The following is a 20,037-nucleotide window of genomic DNA, read 5'->3' as shown; positions in this document are numbered from 1 at the left end:
ACCTCAGGCGCCGGGAGCAATCCCGGCGTCCTGCAACTGCTCGCGGTCCGGCAGGTCGCGCAGGCTTTCGAACCCGAAGGCCGCGAGGAATTTCTCGGTCGTTACGAAGGTATAGGGCGCCCCTCGCCGGGGCGAGCGTGGCCCGGTGGTGATCAGCCCCCGCGCGTTCAGCCGCCCGATCAGGTCGCGATTGATCTCCTTCCCGAAAATGGCCTCCAACCCGTCACGCGTCACCGGCTGGTGATAGGCAATCGCCGTCAGCACCGCGATGTCGAATTCCCGCAGGTCAAGGTCCTGCTCCGCCACGTCCGCCGCTTCGCGTATGACCGCCGCCAGCGCCGGCCGCGTGCGCAGGATCCAGCCCTCGCCCACCTTCGCCACCTCGAAGGACCGCCCGTCGAGGTCCGCCGCAAGGTCGTCCAGCAACAGCTCGACCGAGACCCCCTGCCCCACCACGCGCCCGAGGTCCTTGGCCGCCACCGGCGTGGCGCTGGAGAACAGCACCGCTTCAACCCGCCGCATCCATTCGCGCCAGCGCAGCTCGGGCGCAAGGTCCGCAAGCTCCCGGTCAAACTCGGCCATCCTCACACCCCGTAAAGCCGGAAACTGTCGCGTCCCGACAATTCCCGCGCCACGCCCAGTGTCACCAGCCGGTCGCAGAACCGCCGCGCCGCCCGGTCCGACATCAGCGCGGTCAGGTCCGCAGGCGTCACGGCATCCCGCGTCAGGAACATGTCCGCCGCCGCCGCCGAGGGTTTCGCGCGCAGCTTCGGCACCACGGCCCGCAACCGGTCCGCCCGCCGCAGCAGGTCCTGCGCCAGCACCACCGTGTCGCGTGCCGACGCCGCCGCCGCGCGGTAGCAGGCCAGGCGCAAATCCTCGCCGGTCTTGCGCAGGTCGCGTGGTTTCAGCCCCACCGCCAGCAGGGGCACCTCATGTTTCCAGCCCATCGCCCGCGCCAGCGCCGCATCCGCCAGCACCAGCGCCGCCACGTCCTCCCCCGGCGCCTCCTCCATAACCGCTTGCAAAACCTCCGCCGCCCGCCGCACCGCCGGTGCCCGCGAGGCATCCAGCCAACGCCCCAGCGTTCCCGCCTCCTGCCCCGGCAAGGCCCGCGCAAGCGAGGCCGTCGAAACCGGTCGCTCCACCGCCTGCCGCCATTGCATCAGCACCGCGCCCGCCGGCCCCGGATGATCCCCGGCCCTGAGCAGATGCACCGCGTCGCGCAGGTCCGGCGCGCGTTCCACCCGCCCCGCCATCACCATGCAGGCTTCCGCCGCCTGCAAGGCTAGACGGTCGCGCAACAAGGCCCCCGGCACCCCCGGCGCGCGCAGAACCACGTCAAGATGCGCCAGCGTCGCCCCGGCCAGCATCGCCATGTCCTCCGCCGTCTCTGCCCGCCCGCGCGCGATCCACGCCGGCAGCCGGGGAAGGGTGTCCTCGTCCAATGGGTCATCGAATGTCATGCCGTCAGCCTATCGCGGCACGGCGCTTCATGCCAGCGAGACCTGCAACAACCGCCGCAGGTTTCCGCCGACGGCGGTGTCCGATAACTTGCGCCACCGCCGCATTGCGCCTAATCTGCCCGCATGTCCATACCGTCAACGGATCACATCCGACATCACCTCCACGGCATGGCGACCGGATGAGCACCAACACACGCAAGGCCTACGCCGCCGACTGGGCGCATTTCACCCGCTGGTGCCGCTTTCACGGCCAGCCGCCGATGCCCCCTGCCCCGGACACGGTCGCGCGCTACCTCACCGATCTGGCCACCCCCGGTGACACCCCCGCGCTCGCCGCCAGCACCATCGAGCGCCGCCTTGCCGGGCTGATCTGGAACTACGCGCAGCGCGGCATGACCCTCGACCGCAGCACCCCCGCCATCGCCGATGCCCTCGCCGGGCGCGGCGATCACACGCCGGCCCGCAAGGCCCCAATCAGCGCCGAGGACATCGTCGCCATGGCCGACACCCTCGTCTACGATCTAAGGGGCCTGCGCGACCGCGCCATCCTGCTTCTGGCCCATGCCGCCAACCTCCGCCGCGCGGAAATCGTTGCCCTCGACGCCCGGCAGGCCGACGACAGCACCGCCTGGATCACGATTGGCGCAGACGCCCTCACCCTGCACCCGCACGGCACCGAAATCGCGCGCCGGACGCCCGAGCGTCACTGCCCCGTCCACGCGCTCGAACAATGGCTGTCCTACGCCCGCATCACGCAGGGCCCGGTCTTCACCCGAACCACCCGCGACGGCAAACGCTCCACCGGCATACGCCTCAACGACAAGCACATCCCGCGGCTGGTCAAACGCTGCGTCCTCGCCGCCGGGTTGCGGCCCGACCTGCCCGAAGCACAGCGCCTCGCCCTGTTCTCGGCCCGGTCGCTGCGCGGCTAACCGGCGAAGCGCACCTGCGGCACGCCCGTGACGCCCAGCCCGCGGATCGCAAACAGCGACCCCGCGTCCGGCTGGTCCCGCCCTTCGGTCAGCCCCACCCCCAGCGACGTCACGAACAGCACATCCAGATCCTTGCCGCCGAACATCGGTTTCGACGGTTTCTCCACCGGCATGTCGATACTCATCAGCAGCTCGCCCTCCGGCGAAATGCGGTTCACCTGCCAGCCCGACACCCCGGCCTGCCAATAGCAGCCCTCGGCATCCACCGTCCCGCCGTCCGGCCGCCCGGCAACCGCGCGCGTGTCAAAGTAGGTCCGCAGCGCCCCCGGCGTGCCGGTCTCACGGTCATAGTCGCAGCACCAGATCCTGCGCACCTCCGGATAGCTGTCCGAGACATACATACGCGACCCATCCGGCGAAAACGCCAGCCCGTTGGTCGTCCAGAACCCGCCCTTCCACGTGGTCACGCTCATATCCGGATCCAGCCGATAGAACGTCCCCCGACACGCCGGAGCGCCGCCATCGTCCTTCATCGTCCCGGCCCAGAACCGCCCCTGCATGTCGGTGCCGCCGTCGTTGAAGCGGTTGCCGTCCAGATCAGGCTCCGGGTCATGAATGTGGGTTTTCTCGCCGCGCTCCGGATCGTAAAGCCAGAACCCCGACGCCGCCGCCACCACAAGGCCCCCGTCACGCCGAGCGACGCACCCAACCGGCTCGCCGAAATCGAAGGTCTCGTTCTGCCCGCTCTGCGGATCATACCGATGGATCAGCCCCGCGGGGATATCCACCCACCACAGCCGCTGGTCCTCCACATCCCAGACCGCTCCCTCGCCGATCCGGCTGCGGCTGGCCACAGCGACCTCGATATCAATGCTCATCTGCCTACCCCTAGCCGTGGGAATCCGCCGTCATCATCGCCACGCGCGCCGAATAGGCAAGCCGCCCCCGCAGGTCGTGGGCTCGGCTACCCGACCTCGTCGAAGGCCCCCGGCACCAGTTCTTCCCAGAACGCCACCATCTCGCGCACCGAAAGGGCCGAGGCCCAGCCCAGCCGTGCGAACTCCTCGCGCGCCAGATCATCGTCCAGCCGGGTCAGGAACAGCCGCTTGTCCGCGTCCCGCTGGGTCGGGGTCCGCGCCGCCACCAGATCCCTGATGCGCGCCATCCGCGCCGCCCGCAGCCGCCGCGCGCGGTCCAGCTCGGCCTCGCGCGCGCCCGCTGCCTCGGCCGCCTCGGCGACCTTCGCCTGCCGCACCTCCGCCGCCTTTACCGCCTTTGCCGACGGCGCGGGTGCGGCCTCCCCCCGGTAATCGTCGCGCAAGGCCGCCGACAGATACCGCACCGGGCTCTTCACCCCGTCACGCCCCTGCAGATAGGCCAGCTTCTCGGCCACGTAATCCTCGCCATGCTCCGCGATCCACTGCCGCGCCAGCCGGTCCGAAACGCCCACCTTCACCAGCCCCTCATAGACCGCGCCCTGCCGCACGCCCTCGCCATCGTCGATATCGAGCATCGCCAGTTGCGGGTTCTCGCGGATCAGGAAGCGGATCTCGCTTACCTGCCGGCCCATCTTGCGGAATTCCGGTTCCAGCAGGATGTTCGAGGTCTTGTTGACCTCTTTCACCGCCGGCTTGATGACCTTGGCATTGAGGTGTTTGAAGCTCTCGTAATAGGCACTGCCGTCAACCCCCATCAGCCGCCGGAACAACTCGATCGGCCACCAGCCGGTGCTGCCCGTCCTGACGAAGCGATAGCAATTTTCGTACAGTGCCAACGCATGACCGGAGGTGAACCGCCGCTGGATGTTCAGGTTGATAAGCGCAAACACCTTCGGATCGTGCAGCTTCTCGGCCAGCGCCGGGGAATAGGCATATTCACAGACCCCGCCTTTCAGCTTGGCATAGGACAACAGCGCCGAAACCCCCCATTCCTGCTGCCCGTCCGCGCCCAGCATGTCCCATTCCGCCACCGTCTCGGCCAGTGACCGCAGGGACGCCTTCAGCGTCTCCATGTCGTTGGAATTGTACCCCACCATCAGGCACAGCGTGCGCGCGTCGATCTGGTGCTTGGGCTTGCTGACAAGGTGGTCATAGGCATTGAGCAACAGCACGTTCGACAGCTTCCGCTGCAACAACGTCAGCTTGCCCGAGACATGGATCGCCGCCACGTTCTTCTTGACCGAGGGCCGCCGCAGGGGCCCGCTCAGCTGGTCGTGCGGTATGTCGTCTGTTCCCATGGCCCTGCCCTCTTTCCCGTTGGCCGTGCTGGCTCTGTCCGGTCCGCTCGGGTCCAGTATGGCCCATAGGGCACCCGCACTCAATCCGCTTATGGGCACCTGACCGCGCTGGAAGCCTATCCCGTAAACGGGTCCCCTTGCGCTCACGTACCAATCGGATCGGAGGCTTCAGGTACCCGTTTACGGGGTCTCTGCCGGAGTGCGGGTCTGAAAAGCTTGCAAAATCCTCGCCAGAGAGTCCGCAACACCCGGCTCCTGCGAATCGGCGCCCCGTTTCCCGATACCGGTCACCTTTCGTCCTGTAACCGGGTACCCTTGATCCCGTACCCGGGCACCCTGCCCAGGTTAAGTCATTGATAAGATATGACCTATATGAGACAAAGATCTAAAAGATCTTAAAATAAATCAAACAGACCGGGCCCCGTGTTGTCTTTTCATTCGGGATTATTTGGGGGTTTCGCATGCGAAACCGCGTTTTTCGCGCACAATATCCGCTGCCACTTCCCGATTCACAGACCTGCCGGGATGTGCGATGATCCGGCGCATAACAGGCAAATCATGCGATCCGAGCGAGGCAAGAGCAACATGGCGCGCAAACCCGAGTCCCCCCTGCCCCCCTATTTCAACCTCGATCCCAAGGCCGCCTCGGCGAAGTTGGGTGACCCTATCGACACCGCCCGATTCGCGAAAGCCGCCGCTTTCGCCGGCCGCGGCCGCGACGATCTGGCCAAGCGCGGCTATGCCCCCGACGGCCGCAAGCGGCTCCGCAAGTTCTCCACCTGGGAGGTCTGCCGCTACCTGATCCCGGTCGCGCCCGCCCACCTTCGCCGGGTCCTCAACAAGCACCCCGATCTGCCGCAGGGCGAGGGACAGTCTGGCGCCAAGTGGTTCAGCCTCGAAGAGGTCCTGCGCCTGCGCGATCATTTCGCCGAAGAGGGCGTCTCCACCAAGGAATATCGCCCCTACCGCCCCGAGGGCCTGCCCGCCAAGGTGGTTGCGGTGGCCAACTTCAAGGGCGGGGTCGGCAAGACCTCCACCGCTGCCCACCTTGCGATGAGCGCCGCGCTCGATGGTTACAAAGTCTTGGTGATTGATCTGGATTCTCAGGGCTCGATGACCTCGATCATGGGTGGCCAAGTGGCTGACGAATGGCAGACAGTCTTTCCTCTTCTGGCGCGTGATTACGCCCGCCACCTGCAGGCCGAAAACAAGGTCCGCGAGGCGGCGGGCGATCCGCCGGTGCCGCTTGATGAGACCCTGACCGAGGCGCTTGGGGTATCGCTGCGAAACGTCGTGCAGGAAACCCACTGGCCCAACATCGACCTGATCGGGGCGCAGCTGAACCTCTACTGGGCCGAGTTCCAGATTCCCGTCTGGCGCATGGGTCTTCGCGCCTGGCCGCTGTGGGACGCGCTCACCGCCGCGCTGGACGAGGGCGGCGCGCTGGACGACTACGACGTGATCCTGCTCGATACGCCCCCTGCTCTCGGCTACCTGACGATCAACGCGCTGGCCGCCGCCGATATCCTGCTGGTGCCGCTCGGGGCCTCCTTTCTGGAATTCGATTCCACGGGCCGCTTCTTCGACATGCTCTATTCCACCTTCGCCAGCATCGAAGAGGGCGAAAATGCCGCCCGTCGCCGCGCCGGGCTGCCGGAAATGAAGTTCGAATGGGACGTGGTGCGCGCGCTGATTACCCGCTTTGACGCCAGCCAGCAGACCGATCTGGCGAACGTCATACAGGCCTGGTTCGGCGACATGATGAACGCTTACCGGCAGGATTACACCGCCATGGTCGGGCAGGCGGGCGAAAGCGTCAGCGGCATCTACGAGGCAGATTACCGCAACTTCAACCGCGAGACGTATACCCGCGGCCGCGAGGCCTTTGACCGGACCTATGCAGAGTTCAAGGAGCTCTTGATCGGGTCGTGGTGGCGCGACGCACAACTGGCAAAAGCAGAGCAGCAAGAGCAAGAGCAGGAGGCCGACAATGGCGAGACGCAGACAGCTTGAACCGCCCTCGGCAGAGGCGCTGAAGGAAATCGAGGACGGTTTCGCACGCGAAACCCCCCGCACCGGGCTACGCATGCCCATCGCCGATGTGGTGGGCGAGGCCGCGGCGCTGTCGCAGACAGCCACCCCCGAAGCCCGCGCCGAACAGGCCCGTGACAAGGCCGATGCCGAGGCCCTGCGCGAAGCCGAAAAGGCCGGCCGGCTGGTCACCATGATCCCGCTGGAGAAGCTGCGGACCGGGGGCATCTCGCGCGACCGGATGGAGGTGGCGCAGGCCGAGCTGATGGAGCTGGCGACCTCGATCGCCACCGGCGGGCTGCGCATGCCGATCGAAGTCTACCGGCCGGAATCCGAGCCCGACTGCTACATGCTGATTTCCGGCTATCGCAGGCTTGAGGCATTCCGGCATCTGCAGGACCTCAGAAGCGACGACACGTTTGCCGAGATCCCGGCCTTTGTCCGCGAGCCCGAGGACGTGGCGGCGGTCTATGTGGCGATGATCGAGGAAAACGAGATCCGCGTCGGTCTGAGCCAGTACGAGCGGGGCAGGGCGGCGGCGCTGGCGGTTCAGGACCAGGTGTTCGAAACCCTCGACGAGGCGGTGAACACGCTGTTCCAGAATGCCTCGAAAGCCAAGCGGTCGAAAATCCGGTCGTTCGCGATGATCCACGAGGATCTGGGCGACATGCTGGACTTCGCCACCGAGATGAACGAACGGCAATGCCTGCGGCTGGCGACGGCGCTGCGGGCAGGGCAAGGGCCCGCGATCCGCGATGCGCTGGAGGCCGTGAAGGTGCGTTCGCTGGACGAGGAATGGGCCGAGATGCTGCCCTTCATCGAGGCGGCCGAAGGGGCCGGAGGAGACCCGAAACGCGGCGGACGTCCGAAGGCCGAGAAGCGGCTGGTCAAAAGCCGTTACACGAAGCTGGCAAACGGGATTTCCATCGAGAAGGAATTGGGGCAGCGGGGCTATGCGATCCGCTTCCACGGGCCGGTGACCCCGGAGATCGTGGACGAATGTATGGCGCGGATCCAATACCTGCTGGAAGAGACCTGAGGGGGTTTCGCATGCGAAACCCCCTAGTTATCGGACAGGACTAAGGGAGGCAAGCCGCGGCGCTTTTGCATAAGATATTATTGCTATAGCGCCGTGGCTCCGCACTAGATACGGCGTCTCAACTGAAACGCGGGCGTGGTCGCGATTGGGCGGGCACGGCCCCGCAAACGCTCCGCAGCGTCAAAACATTTGAAACGGCCGCCATTCGCAACATAACTAGGCGGATGGAAGACGCACGCTTCGGGCTTGACCCCTATCACATCCTGCTGGCCGCGCTCGGCGCCAGCCTGCTGTTGTCCTATTGGCTGCCGCGGTTGCTGTTCCGGCAACCCCCTGCGGCGACCGGGCTGCTGATGGCGTTCGGCATGGCCTTTTCGCTGCTGTTTCCGGGGCTGATCACCGGTATCGATCCGATCGAAAACCCTGGCATCTGGGAAATCGCCGCCGAGATCGTGGTGATCGTGGTGCTGTTCTCGACCGGGCTGAGGATCGACAACCTTGGTGACTGGCAGCTGTGGCGGCCGACGGTGCGGATGCTGGCGATCACCATGCCGCTGACCATCGCCGCCGTGGCATTGCTGGGCTGGGGGCTGGCGGGGATGACGATCGGCGGTGCGGTGCTGCTGGGCGCGGTGATGTCGCCCACCGACCCAGTGCTGGCGGGCGACTTGCAGGTCGGCGGGCCGCAGGAGGGCCGCGAACACCCGGTGCGCTTCGCGCTGACCACCGAGGCCGGGCTGAACGACGGTCTGGCCTTTCCCTTCGTCTATCTCGCGCTGCATATCGCCACCAGCGGCGCCGATCCGTCGGGTTGGCTGGCGGAATGGCTGCTGTGGGATCTGGGCTACCGCATCGTCATGGGCGTGGCCGCGGGCGCGGTGCTGGGCTGGGTGCTGGGGCGGGTGCTGTTTTCGGTGCCAAGCTGGAACACGCTGGCGGCCTCGGGGCCGGGGGTGCTGGCGCTGGCCGGGGTGTTCCTGGTCTACGGGCTGGTGGAACTGGCCGAGGGTTACGGGTTCATCGCCGCCTTCGTGGCGGGCGTCGTTTGCCGCAGGTCGGAAAGCGAACACACCTTCCACCAGCGGCTGCATGTGTTCTCGATCTCGATCGAACACGCGATCACCGCCATCCTGCTGGTGTTCCTGGGCTCGGTCATGCCGTCGCTCTGGCCCTATCTCGACTGGTCGCACACCGTGATCGGTTTCGGCCTGATCCTGATAATCCGGCCGCTGGCGGGCATGATCGGGCTGTGGCGGTCGGGGCTGCCGGACAAGTCGCGCATGGTGGCAAGCTTCTATGGCGTCCGGGGGATCGGATCGATCTATTACCTCGGCTACGCCTCGACGCATGTCGAGTTCATCGACGAAGGTGCGCTCTGGGCGCTGGTCGCCTTCACCGTGTTCGCTTCGACCGTGATTCACGGGATGACGGCGGCATGGAGCGTTAGAACTCTCGATACCGAGGAACCGTGATCGCGGCACTGCGTTGGCAACGTGATGGAAACGTGATCGGAATCACCTTTCGCCGCGCTATTATGGCAGGCAGAGGGCCACACGGGTCCGACACCTTCAGGCGCCGAAGCGGTGCCGCAATGACACGAGAGGGATGACATGAAACGACGCGATTTTCTGGCGACGGGGCTGGGCACGGCCGCAGCGATCGGCCTTCCCGGGCTGGCGACGGCGCAGGACAGCTCGATCCCGTATTACGATGTGCCGCAGCAGTATCAGCCCCGTTACGTGCGGATCAAGGATCACATCCCGCCGGGTGAAATCCATGTCGATCCGACGCAGTTCGCGCTGTACTGGACACTGCCGGGCGGCGAGGCGATCCGCTATACCGTGGGCATCGGCCGGCCCGGACTGTACGAGGCGGGCGAGTTCTTCGTCGGCGCTAAGAAGGAATGGCCGGGCTGGGTGCCGACGCCGGACATGGTGGAGCGTGAGCCGGAGCGCTATGCGCAGTACAAGGACGGTTTGCCCGGCGGGCTGGACAATCCGCTGGGTGCGCGGGCGCTGTACCTGTTCACGCCCGAAAAGGGCGATACCTTCCTGCGCATCCACGGCACCAATGATCCGACGACCATCGCCAAACGGGTGTCGAGCGGCTGCGCGCGACTGGTGAACAGCCACCTGATCGACCTCTACAACCGGGTGCCGATGGACACGCGGGTGGTGCTGTATCCGCCTCACGCGGCCTGATCGAGGATCCGCTCTTCGGTCTCGTCGAAATGAAAGGCCCGCGCGTCGTCGAAATCAAGGCTGACGCGCGCGCCCACCGGCGTCTGATCCTGCCCGAAAAGGCGCAGGGTCAGCGTCTCGCCCTCGTCGGTCTTCACCAGCAGATTGGTGTCGCCGCCGAGACGTTCCACATACGTCACCTCGCCGTTGATGCGGCCCTGATCGACCACCCGCAGGTGCTCGGGGCGGATGCCGATGGTATGTCCGGGGCGCAGGCCGGGGACGGAACGTTCAAGAAAGTTCATCGAGGGGGAACCTAGGAAGCCCGCGACGAAACGGTTGGCGGGGTTGTTGTAAAGCTCCAGCGGCGATCCGACCTGCTCGATCCGGCCATCGCGCAGCACGACGATCTTGTCGGCCAGCGTCATGGCCTCGATCTGGTCGTGCGTGACATAGATCATCGAGGCCGAGAGCGTGCGGTGCAGGGCGGCGATCTCCACGCGGGTGTTCATGCGCAGCGCGGCGTCTAGGTTCGACAGCGGTTCATCGAAGAGGAAGAGTTTCGGTTCGCGTACGATGGCGCGGCCGATGGCGACGCGCTGGCGCTGGCCGCCGGACAGCTCCGCCGGGCGGCGGGTCAGGTACTTGTCAAGGTCGAGCATCCTCGACGCCTTGGAGACGCGTTCTTCCACGATGGCCTTCGCCTGACCTTCCTGCTTCAGCCCCAGCCCCATGTTGTCCTTGACGTTGAGGTGCGGATAGAGCGCGTAGGACTGGAACACCATGGCGATGCCGCGCTTGGCCGGGGGGACGGTGTTGACCACGTCGCCGCCGATGGCGACGGTGCCGGAGGAGGCGTCTTCAAGCCCGGCGATGACCCGCAAGAGGGTGGACTTGCCGCAGCCGGAGGGGCCGACGAAGACCACGAACTCGCCGTCCTCGACGGTGAGGTTGATGTCCTTCAGGACGTGGACCGGGCCGAAGGACTTGTTCACGTTTTCCAGTTTCAAGGCGGTCATGTCTGGTCTCCTCCCAGGGTGACGGGTTTGCCGGTCCGGATGCTTTCGTCGGCGGCAAGGCAGATGGCGAGCGAGGTCACGGCGTCGCTCATGTGGCGGGTGAGGTCTGTGTCGTTGGCGATGGCGTCGAGCATGAAGGCCTGTTCGGCATCGCAGAGGTCCTGGTGGCCCGGCTCGTCCGGCAGGTCGATCAGGGTGTCGCCTTCGGGGCGGTGCACCAGCAAGCCGCCGACGCGGGTGTGGCCGTCGACGTCATCGGATTTGCCCTTGTCGGCGTCGGTGATCGATACAGAGCCGTTGGGGCTGACCACGTCCTTCACGAAGAAGGCGGTTTCGGACATCATCGGGCCCCAGCCGGCCTCGTACCAGCCGACGGAATTGTCGTCGAAGACCACCTGGAACTGGCCGTAATTGTACATGCCTTCGGGGATTTCGTCCGTCAGGCGCAGGCCAATGCCGTGCAGGCGGACCGGCTTGGCATCGGTGATCTGGCACATGACATCGACGTAATGCACACCGCAATCGACGATGGGCGAGGTGGTCTGCATCAGCGCCTTGTGGGTGTCCCACGTCGCGCCGCTGGACTGCTGGTTGAGGTTGAGGCGGAAGACGTAAGGTCCGCCAAGGTTTCGGGCCTCGGCGATCAGCCGCTGCCATGAGGGGTGGTGGCGGAGGATGTAGCCCACGACCAGCTTGCGGTTCAGCCGGGTGGCGGTGTCGACGACCTGCTGTGCCTCTTGCGCCGTCATGGCGAGGGGTTTCTCGACGAAGACATGGGCGCCTGCCTCCATCGCGGCGATGGCATAGGGGGCGTGGGTGTCGGTGTAGGTGGCGATGACCACCAGGTCGGGGTTGGTTTCGTTGAGGGCGGTGCGGAAGTCGGTGAACACCGGGTAGTCGGTCAGGTCGGGATGGTCGACGGTGCCGGAGCGATTGACGAGGCCGACGATCTGGGCGTCGGGGTGACGGTGGTGGGCGAGGGCGTGGCTAAGGCCCATGTTGCCGAGGCCTGCGATAAGGACGCGGGTCATGTTGCAAACTCCCTGTCAGTTTTCGGCCCGGGCCGCTTGCGGGCCGGCCAGCCCCCGACCGCCGCCCCGGGCGGGGGCTTCACCCCCACCCGCGGCCGGGGGCTGCCCTCTGTTGGTCTGAGCGCGCTCATTTCACGGCTCCGGATGTGATGCCGCGGATCAGCTGGCGGGAGAAGATGACGTAGAGCACCATGACCGGCAGGATCGCGAGGGACAGGGCCGAGAGGACGGCGTTCCAGTCTGTCACGAACTGGCCGATGAAGACCTGTGAGCCGAGGGTGAGGGTCTTGGTCTCCTCCGCCGGGGCGAGGATCAGCGGGAACCAGAGGTCGTTCCAGATCGGGATCATGTTGAACACCGCGACCGTCGCCATCGCCGGGCGGACAAGCGGCAGCACCAAGCGGAAGAAAATCTTGTATTCGCTCAGCCCGTCGATGCGGCCGGCGTTCTTCAGGTCGTCCGAGACGCCTTTCATGAACTCCGACAGGATGAACACCGCCAGCGGCAGACCCTGGGCCGTGTAGACGAGGATCAGCGCCCAGAGGGTGTTTACCAGCCCGGTCGAGACCATCATCTCGAGGATGGCGACTGTGCCAATGCGGATCGGGATCATGATGCCGAGCGCGAGGTAGAGGCCCATCAGGGTGTTGCCCTTGAAGCGGTACTCGGCCAGCGCGAAGGCCGCCATCGCGCCGAACAGCAGGATGAAGAACAGCGAGGCCACGGTGACGATCATCGAGTTCTGGAAGTAGAGGAAGAAATCCCCCTGCTTCAGCACGGTCTCGTATCCGATCAGGCTGAAGCTGTCCTCATTGGGCAGGCCCAGCGGTTCGCGGAAGATCGCGCGGCGGGTCTTGAAGCTGTTGGTGACGATCACGAAGACCGGGAACAGCGCGATCAGGGTATAGAGGATCAGGACCCCGTGCGACCCGATCCGGGTCGAGAGTGTCTGGCGTGCGGCTTGCATGGATGCTCCTCCTTCAGAACTGGTAAGTGCGCAGGCGGCGCTGGATACCGAAGAGGTACAGGCACACGCCGACAAGGATGATGAGGAACATGGCCGAGGCGATGGCCGAGCCCATGTGCGGATCGCCCAGTTGCAGCTGGAAGCCGAAGAAGGTGCGGTACATGAAGGTGCCGAGGATGTCGGTCGAGAAATCCGGTCCGGCCAGCGCGCCCTGCGCCGCATAGATCAGGTCGAAGGCGTTGAAGTTGGCCACGAAGGTCAGGATCGAGATGATGCCGATCGACGGCAGGATCAATGGCAGCTTGATCTTCCAGAAGGCCGCCATGCCGGTGATGCCGTCGCATTCGCCGGCCTCGAGGATCTCCTCGGGGATCGACAGCAGCGCGGCATAGATCAGCATCATCGGGATGCCGACGAACTGCCAGACCGAGACGAGGCTCAGGGTGGTGAGGGCGTATTCCTCCTTGCCCAGCCAGGGCTGGTAGAGGAACTTCAGGCCGATGGCGTCCAGCATGTCTGGGGCGATGCCCCAGATCGGCGACAGGATCAGTTTCCAGGCGAAGCCGACGATGACGAACGACAGGATGGTCGGGACGAAGATCGCGGTGCGGTAGAGCGCGGCGAAACGCAGCCGCGGCGACGACAGGATCGCGGCCAGCGCGATGCCGATGGGGTTCTGCACCAGCATGTGGATGACGAAGAACCAGAAATTGTTGCCGAGCGCATTCCAGAACTGATCGGACCAGATGGCATCGCCGAACAGGGTGCGGAAATTGTCGAACCCGACGAAGACCCGCTCCTTGTCGATCTTGTTGAAGAACGAGAGCCGCATGGTGTTGAACAGCGGGTAGATCATCACCGCGGTATAGACCAGCACGGCGGGGGCCAGAAACACGACCACATGCCACTTGATCTTCGACTGTCCTGAGGGCGTCGCCATCGGGTTTCTCCTCTTTCGGAGCTGCGTTGGATTGTCGGGAAGGGGTGGCCCCGGGTCGTGTTTCCCGGGGCCGGTGCGCGCCTATTGCTGCGGCGCGTACCACGAGGCGAGGCCGTCCTGAAGACGCTGGGCGGCGTCCTCGGGCGTCTCGGTGCCCTTGATGACAGCGGCCGAGGCGTTCCAGGTGTCGTTCTCGAGGTTCGGCGTGCCGCGCGACAGGATTTGGTAGGTCGACCGGATGGTGCTTTCGCAGTCATCGCGCCACGACAGGATTTCCTGCGCCAGCGGGTCTTCCAGTGCAACCTCGCCCGACGACAGCGGGAAGAAGCCCGGCAGGGCGTTGGCGAAGATTTCCGCGAACTCGGGCGAGGCGACCCAGTTGAGGAAGGTCTTCGCGGCTTCGGGGTTTTCGGTCGCGGCGTTCATGCCGATGCCGATATCTGTGTGGTCCGAGATGTAGCAGGTATCGCCCTCGGCAGGGACCGGGGGCGGGAAGGCGCCCATTTCGAAGTCCACGAGGTTGTTGAAGCCCGAGACCTCCCACGACCCGGCCGGGTAGATCGCGGCGCGGCCAAGGGTGAAGATGTTCTGGCTGTCGGGATAGGTTTGCGCCTCGAAGCCGTCGCCGAGGTACTCGCCCCATTTCGCCAGTTGCCGGAACGGCGCAACCCACTGTTCGTCGGTCAGTTTCTGTTCGCCGGCGATCAGCGCGTTGCGGCCCTCTTCGCCCTTCCAGTAGTTCGGACCGATGTTGTTGTAGCCCATGGTGGCGGCTTCCCACTGGTCGTTGGTGCCCATCGCCATCGGGATATAGTTGCCGTCTTCCTTGAAGGCTTCGAGCACGGCGAAGAATTCCTCTTCGGTCTTCGGAACCTCGACGCCGACCTCTTCGAACGCGTCCTTGTTGTAGATGAAGCCGTGGATCACGCTGGCCATCGGCACGCAGTAGGTGGCGGAGCCGTCGTCGGTGCTCCAGCCGGATTTCGCCACGTCCGAGAAGTTCGACATGCCCTCAAGGTCGCTAAGGTCGGTCAGGTGGCCGTTGTCATAGAGCGCCAGCGAGGCATCGAAGGGGCGGCAGGTGATGATGTCACCGGCGCTGCCCGCGTCCAGCTTGGAGTTCAGGACGGCGTTGTATTCGGCCGGGGCCGAGGGGGTGAACTTGACCTTGATGTCGGGGTGCTTTTCCTCGAACGCCGGGATGATCTGGTCCTGCCAGATGGCGAGGTCGTCGTTGCGCCAGCTTTCGATGATCAGCTCGGCCTCTTGCGCATAGGCGCCGGTCGCGAGGACCGTCGAGGCCAGCAGCGTGGCGGGCAGGGTGCGTTTCAGCATGGGTCTTCCTCTCTGTTGAAGTCAGTTCGTTGAAGCGGCGCTGCGTTCGAGGCAGGGCCGCAGGCGGTTGTCGTTTTCGCGGAGCAGTTGGCGGGCGTCCGCCACGCTGACCCCGGTTGCGACAAGCACGGCGAGTTTGGTGTCATAGCCGGTGGCTTCAAGGGCCTGTTCGGCCTGGGCCTGGCTGACACCGGTGATGCGGGTGACGATGGTGGCGGCGCGGGCGCGCAGCTTGATGTTGTCGGGCCGCAGGTTGACCATAAGGCCGTCGTGGACATGGCCCATGAGGATGCCGGCCCGGGTCGAGATCATGTTGAGCGCGATCTTCTGCGCGGTGCCGGCGCCGAGCCGGGTGGAGCCTTCGACGACCTCGGGCGCGGTGGGAATGGCGATGGCGATATCGGCGAGGTCGAGCAGCGGCGCCTGCGCGACGTTGGCGATGGCGATCACCGGCAGCCCTTTGGCGCGGACGGCTTTTGCCACGGCCAGCGCATAGGGCGTGGTGCCGCTGGCGCTAAGGATTATGGCGGTGTCCTGCGGACCCATGGCGGCGGCGATGGTGTCGGCGGCGTCAGTGGCGTCTTCGGTATCGCCGGGCATGTTGGCATCGGCGGGCACGCCGCCGGCCATGGCGATGCGGGCCTGCGACGGGTCGGTGCCGAAGGTGCCGGATAATTCGCTGGCGTCGGAAAGCGCCATCAGGCCGGAGCTGCCCGCCGCCGCATAGGTGAGGGTGCCGCCCCCGGCCAGCGTGGTGGCCACCTGTTGCGCCGCCCGCTCAAGCGCCGGAAGCGCGATGCGCACGGCTTCGGCCGCGGCGCGGTGAGAGTCGAGCATCGCGCCGAGGGCCTGCTCGGACGGCAGCGCATCGATATGGGTGGCTGTGGTGGCCAAGGTGATTCTCTCCTCCGTTTCGATGCATAATACCGAAACAATACCACTTGTCTACCATTTCGTTAAATCCAAGGGCACCCCGGCCCTTTGGCATGGTCTATCCGGGTATTTGCCTGACTTTGGTCTTTCATTCACGTAATAGGTATGGTACTGGTATTGCATGACCCAGATGACTCCCAGATACCTGATCGGCGTGGACGGTGGCGGAACCGGCTGCCGTGCAGCCATTGCGGACTTGTCCGGGCGGGTGCTGGGGCAGGGCGCGGCAGGGCCTGCCAACGCCACCACCGATCTTATGCAGACGGTCGGGAACGTGCGGGCAGCGCTGGCCGGCGCTGCCGCCGACCTGCCTGCGGACGCCGTTGAATGCGGTGTCGCGCATGTCGGGTTGGCCGGTGTTCTGGACGACGCGATTGCCGGGGCCGTGGCCGAGGGACTGCCGCTTGGACGCGTGACGGTGACTGACGACCGGGCGACCTCGGTCGCGGGGGCGCTTGGCCCGCGAGACGGGGTTCTGGCGGCCATCGGCACCGGATCGACGCTGGCGGCACAGCGCGGCGGCACGGTGCTGCGCATCGGCGGCTGGGGGTTCAGGCTGGGCGATCAGGCCTCGGGCGCCTGGCTGGGGCGCGCGTTGATGGAACATGCGCTGCTGGTCCACGACGGGCTGGCGGAAGGCTGCCCGCTGAGCACGGCGGTGCTGGCCGAGGCCGGAGGGCCGGCGGCGCTGGTGCGCTTTGCCTCGGACGCGCGGCCTGCGGATTACGCGGTGTTCGCGCCGCGCATCGTGGAGGCGGCACAGGCCGGCCATGCGACCGGGCTGCTGCTGATGCGGCGCGGCGCGGCCTATCTGACGGACGCGCTGAGGGCGATGGATTTCGGCGGCGAGGACGTGCTCTGCCTGAGCGGCGGGCTGGGGCCCTGTTATGCGGCCTATCTTTCCGACGCCGCCCGCGGGCGGATCATCGCGCCGCAGGGCACGGCGCTTGATGGGGCGGTGGCACTGGCGAAGGCGGCATACGAGCGGGAGGTGCAGGCGTGAACATCCAGGAGTTTCTTGCCCCCGAGGATTGGTTCCGGCCCAATGCCGGGCCGCGCTATGTGCAGTTGCGCAACCGGCTGGCCGAGGCGGTGGCCGAGGGCATCCTCGCCCCCGGAAGCCCGCTGCCGCCGGAGCGCGAGATCGCCAGCCTCACCGATTTTTCGCGCGTGACCGTGCGCAAGGCCTTCGAGGATCTCGTGGGCGAGGGCATGATCGTGCAGAAGCAGGGGTCGGGCTCTTTCGTGTCGACCTCGCCGGCGCGGGTCGAGCAGAAGCTGTCGCGGCTGACCTCGTTTTCGGAAGACATGGCGCGGCGCGGCAAGACCTCCTCGGTGCGCTGGCTGGAGCGCGGGCTGTTCATGCCGTCGCCGGACGAAACCATGGCACTGGGGCTGACGCCGGAGGATTCGGTGTCGCGGATCGTGCGGCTGAGGCTGGCCGACGGCAAGCCGATGGCGATCGAGCGCGCCTCGATGCCGACTGACATCCTGCCGAACCCGCTGGAGGTCGAGACCTCGCTCTACGAGGTGCTGGAGCGCAACGGCACGCGTCCGGTGCGGGCGATCCAGAAGATCTCGGCGGTGAACCTCAAGGGGCGCGACGCGGAGCTGCTGGAGGTCGATCCCGGGCAGGCGGGGCTGCGGATCGAACGGACATCTTACCTGGAGGGCGGGCGCACCGCCGAATTCACCCAGTCGCTCTATCGCGGCGATGCCTACAACTTCGTCGCCGAACTGCGGCTTGCAAAGGAATGACCATGAACGCTGCCACACACATGTTTCGCGAGATCCGGGAGATCCCCGGTGCCGTCGACAACCTTCTGAGCCGCGGGGACAAGGCCGTCGGCGCTGCCGCCTCGGCGATCCGCGAGCTCGATCCGCTGTTCCTGGTGTCGGTGGCGCGTGGGTCGTCGGACCATGCGGCAACCTATGCCAAGTACGTCTCGGAACTGCTGACAGGGTTGCCGGTGGCCTCGGTCGGGCCCTCGGTGGCCTCGGTCTATGGCCGGACGCTGAAGCTGGAGCGCGCGGCCTGTCTGGCGATTTCGCAATCGGGCAAGAGCCCGGACATCGTGCGCATGGTGGACATGGCGGGCAAGCAGGGTGCGCTGAGCGTGGCGCTGACCAACAATCCGGCCAGCGACCTGGCGAAGGTCAGCGCCCATACGCTGGAACTGCACGCCGGCGAGGAACTGAGCGTGGCGGCAACCAAGACCTTCGTCACCTCGGCGGTGTGCGGGGCGTGGCTGCTGGCGGAACTGGCGCAGGATGCGGAATTGCTGGCGGCGATCAGGGCCCTGCCGGAGGCGCTGGGACGCGCGGTGGAGGCGGACTGGGGACCGTTGTGCGAGGCGGTGACGGGCAAGGATTCGCTCTATTGCCTCGGGCGCGGACCGGCGTTCGCGATCTCGAACGAGGCGGCGCTGAAGTTCAAGGAGACCTGCCAGGTGCATGGCGAGAGCTATTCCTCGGCCGAGGTGCTGCACGGGCCAGTGTCGATCGTGGGGCAGGGCTTTCCAGTAATCGCCATGGCGGCGGCGGATGCGGCAGAAAGCTCGCTGGTGGAGGTGGCCGATCAGGTGGCGGCCAAGGGCGCGACGGTATTCGTGACCTCGGACAAGGCGCAGGCGGCGACACGCCTGCCGGTGGTGCGCACCGGCCATCCGCTGACCGACCCGATCGCGCTGATCGCGTCGTTCTATGCCATGGTGGAACAAGCGGCCCGGGCGCGCGGAATCAACCCCGACGCGCCGCGCCATCTGCGCAAGGTCACGGAAACGGTATGAGCGGCACAGGCTATATCGGCGACGTCTTTGACGGCGAGGTGCTGCACGAGGGCCGGGTGCTGCTGGTGCGGGACGGGCTGTGTGAAGGCATCGCGGATGCGGTGCCCGAAGGTTATGCGCGTATCGATGTGGAAGGCGTGATCGCGCCGGGCTTCGTCGACCTTCAGGTCAACGGCGGCGGCGGGGTGATGTTCAACGACGAAACCACGGTGGACGGCGTGCGGCGGATTGCCGAGGCCCACGCCGGCACCGGCACGCTGGCGCTGTTGCCGACGTTGATCACCGATACCGACGCGCGGACGCGGGCGGCGGTGAATGCGGTGGAAGCGGCGATTGCCGAGGGCGTACCGGGGGTTCTGGGCGTGCATCTTGAGGGGCCGCACCTGTCGCTGGCCCGCAAGGGCGCGCATGACCCGGCGCTGATCCGGCCGATGGAGGACGCGGACGAGGCGTTCCTGATCGAAGCGGCGGACCGGCTGCCCAACCTGCTGGCCACGGTGGCGCCGGAAAGCGTTACGCCGGAGCGGATCGCCCGGCTGGCGCAGGCCGGGGTGATCGTGTCGCTGGGCCATTCCGACTGCTCCTATGCGGTCGCGCGGGAGTGCATCGACGCCGGGGCCCGCATGGTGACGCACCTGTTCAACGCGATGAGCCAAATGGGCAACCGCGAACCGGGGCTGGTGGGCGCGGCGCTGGATGCGGGTGCCGTTTCGGCCGGGCTGATCGCGGATGACATCCACGTTCACGCGGCCTCGATCCGGGCGGCGCTGGCGGCGAAGCGGGGGCCGGGGGGAATTGTCCTTGTCACCGACGCGATGTCGACGGTGGGGTCCGAGATCACCGAATTCACCCTGAACGGCCGCCGCATCCTGCGCCGGGACGGTCGGCTGACGCTGGCCGACGGGACGCTGGCCGGGGCCGATCTGGACATGCCGCAGGCGGTCACGGTGATGGCCGGGACGGTGGGTGTCGGGCTGGCGCAGGCGCTGGCGATGGCGACCTCGGGCCCGGCGGCGCTGCTGCGCGAGGCGCAGGGGTGCGGAAGGTTGCAGGCAGGCCAGCCGGTGCGGGCGATCCGTCTGACGCGGCAGGAGGGCGGCTGGCGCTATGCCGGGCGGATCGGCTGACGACGGCGCGGC

The 20,037-nt window shown here is 66.4% G+C and carries 19 protein-coding genes; 9 read left to right on the top strand and 10 right to left on the bottom strand.

Annotated features, from left to right (window positions below):
• Positions 1–3: 3 nt before the first annotated feature.
• Together scpB and AC04PT_RS17140 are read right to left on the bottom strand one after the other, a co-directional pair.
• Entirely contained in the window at positions 4–582 is a 579-nt protein-coding gene (scpB, locus tag AC04PT_RS17145; RefSeq protein ID WP_482874957.1) for an SMC-Scp complex subunit ScpB, read from the bottom strand.
• Between the two features lie 2 nt (positions 583–584).
• Positions 585–1,466 (bottom strand): DUF1403 family protein, encoded by an 882-nt coding sequence (locus AC04PT_RS17140; protein ID WP_482874956.1) that lies wholly within the window; start codon positions 1,464–1,466, stop codon positions 585–587.
• A 179-nt stretch (positions 1,467–1,645) separates the two neighbouring features.
• Between AC04PT_RS17140 and AC04PT_RS17135 the strand changes: the two genes are divergently transcribed.
• Positions 1,646–2,398, top strand: a complete 753-nt coding sequence (locus tag AC04PT_RS17135; RefSeq protein ID WP_482874955.1) for a site-specific integrase — start codon at positions 1,646–1,648, stop codon at positions 2,396–2,398.
• On the opposite strand, the gene AC04PT_RS17130 is transcribed toward AC04PT_RS17135, so the two are convergent.
• Positions 2,395–3,276, bottom strand: a complete 882-nt coding sequence (locus tag AC04PT_RS17130) for an SMP-30/gluconolactonase/LRE family protein (RefSeq protein WP_482874954.1) — start codon at positions 3,274–3,276, stop codon at positions 2,395–2,397. The two genes, AC04PT_RS17135 and AC04PT_RS17130, sit on opposite strands and share 4 nt — an antisense overlap.
• 86 nt (positions 3,277–3,362) lie before the next feature.
• Complete coding sequence (locus AC04PT_RS17125) at positions 3,363–4,634, bottom strand: replication initiation protein (protein ID WP_482874953.1); 1,272 nt, start codon at positions 4,632–4,634, stop codon at positions 3,363–3,365.
• Positions 4,635–5,219: 585 nt separating this feature from the next.
• Here AC04PT_RS17125 and AC04PT_RS17120 point away from each other — a divergent pair.
• The 4 genes from AC04PT_RS17120 to AC04PT_RS17105 all read left to right on the top strand — a co-directional run bounded on the left by AC04PT_RS17120 (position 5,220) and on the right by AC04PT_RS17105 (position 9,905).
• Positions 5,220–6,647: an AAA family ATPase gene (locus tag AC04PT_RS17120; protein ID WP_482874952.1), complete on the top strand. Its 1,428-nt coding sequence runs from the start codon at positions 5,220–5,222 to the stop codon at positions 6,645–6,647.
• Positions 6,625–7,704 carry a ParB/RepB/Spo0J family partition protein gene (locus AC04PT_RS17115; protein WP_482874951.1) on the top strand — a complete coding sequence of 360 codons (1,080 nt, stop codon included), beginning with the start codon at positions 6,625–6,627 and terminating at the stop codon, positions 7,702–7,704. Before AC04PT_RS17120 ends, AC04PT_RS17115 begins: the two co-directional genes overlap by 23 nt.
• A gap of 224 nt (positions 7,705–7,928) precedes the next feature.
• Positions 7,929–9,176, top strand: coding sequence for a cation:proton antiporter (locus AC04PT_RS17110; RefSeq protein WP_482874950.1), 1,248 nt, complete (start codon positions 7,929–7,931; stop codon positions 9,174–9,176).
• A 138-nt stretch (positions 9,177–9,314) separates the two neighbouring features.
• On the top strand, positions 9,315–9,905 hold the full coding sequence (locus AC04PT_RS17105; RefSeq protein WP_482874949.1) for a L,D-transpeptidase family protein: 591 nt from the start codon (positions 9,315–9,317) through the stop codon (positions 9,903–9,905).
• Here the strand turns inward: AC04PT_RS17105 and AC04PT_RS17100 are convergent.
• From AC04PT_RS17100 to AC04PT_RS17075, 6 genes are all read right to left on the bottom strand, one after another.
• Complete coding sequence (locus AC04PT_RS17100) at positions 9,893–10,903, bottom strand: ABC transporter ATP-binding protein (RefSeq protein ID WP_482874948.1); 1,011 nt, start codon at positions 10,901–10,903, stop codon at positions 9,893–9,895. The two genes, AC04PT_RS17105 and AC04PT_RS17100, sit on opposite strands and share 13 nt — an antisense overlap.
• Positions 10,900–11,934: a Gfo/Idh/MocA family protein gene (locus AC04PT_RS17095; RefSeq protein WP_482874947.1), complete on the bottom strand. Its 1,035-nt coding sequence runs from the start codon at positions 11,932–11,934 to the stop codon at positions 10,900–10,902. The genes AC04PT_RS17100 and AC04PT_RS17095 overlap by 4 nt, the downstream gene beginning before the upstream one ends.
• A 127-nt stretch (positions 11,935–12,061) precedes the next feature.
• Positions 12,062–12,901 (bottom strand): carbohydrate ABC transporter permease, encoded by an 840-nt coding sequence (locus AC04PT_RS17090; protein ID WP_482874946.1) that lies wholly within the window; start codon positions 12,899–12,901, stop codon positions 12,062–12,064.
• Between the two features lie 13 nt (positions 12,902–12,914).
• Entirely contained in the window at positions 12,915–13,841 is a 927-nt protein-coding gene (locus tag AC04PT_RS17085) for a carbohydrate ABC transporter permease (protein WP_482874945.1), read from the bottom strand.
• Between the two features lie 81 nt (positions 13,842–13,922).
• Complete coding sequence (locus AC04PT_RS17080; RefSeq protein ID WP_482874944.1) at positions 13,923–15,176, bottom strand: ABC transporter substrate-binding protein; 1,254 nt, start codon at positions 15,174–15,176, stop codon at positions 13,923–13,925.
• Between the two features lie 21 nt (positions 15,177–15,197).
• On the bottom strand, positions 15,198–16,070 hold the full coding sequence (locus AC04PT_RS17075; RefSeq protein WP_482874943.1) for an N-acetylmuramic acid 6-phosphate etherase: 873 nt from the start codon (positions 16,068–16,070) through the stop codon (positions 15,198–15,200).
• 160 nt (positions 16,071–16,230) lie between these two features.
• On the opposite strand from AC04PT_RS17075, the gene AC04PT_RS17070 reads away from it, so the two are divergent.
• From AC04PT_RS17070 to nagA, 4 genes are read left to right on the top strand one after another with little or no spacing between them, the layout of a single operon-like run.
• A complete protein-coding gene (locus tag AC04PT_RS17070) occupies positions 16,231–17,112 on the top strand; it encodes a glucosamine kinase nucleotide-binding domain-containing protein (RefSeq protein ID WP_482874942.1) in 882 nt (293 codons plus the stop codon).
• Positions 17,109–17,867: a GntR family transcriptional regulator gene (locus tag AC04PT_RS17065; protein ID WP_482874941.1), complete on the top strand. Its 759-nt coding sequence runs from the start codon at positions 17,109–17,111 to the stop codon at positions 17,865–17,867. Before AC04PT_RS17070 ends, AC04PT_RS17065 begins: the two co-directional genes overlap by 4 nt.
• Before the next feature lie 2 nt (positions 17,868–17,869).
• Positions 17,870–18,898, top strand: a complete 1,029-nt coding sequence (locus AC04PT_RS17060) for an SIS domain-containing protein (RefSeq protein WP_482874940.1) — start codon at positions 17,870–17,872, stop codon at positions 18,896–18,898.
• Positions 18,895–20,025 carry an N-acetylglucosamine-6-phosphate deacetylase gene (nagA, locus tag AC04PT_RS17055; protein ID WP_482874939.1) on the top strand — a complete coding sequence of 377 codons (1,131 nt, stop codon included), beginning with the start codon at positions 18,895–18,897 and terminating at the stop codon, positions 20,023–20,025. Before AC04PT_RS17060 ends, nagA begins: the two co-directional genes overlap by 4 nt.
• The last annotated feature ends 12 nt before the right edge of the window (positions 20,026–20,037 follow it).

This window comes from Litorisediminivivens sp. KMU-197 (assembly GCF_056858395.1).
Note: the sequence above shows the minus strand (reverse complement) of the source record. Positions and strands in the feature narration are given on the sequence as shown.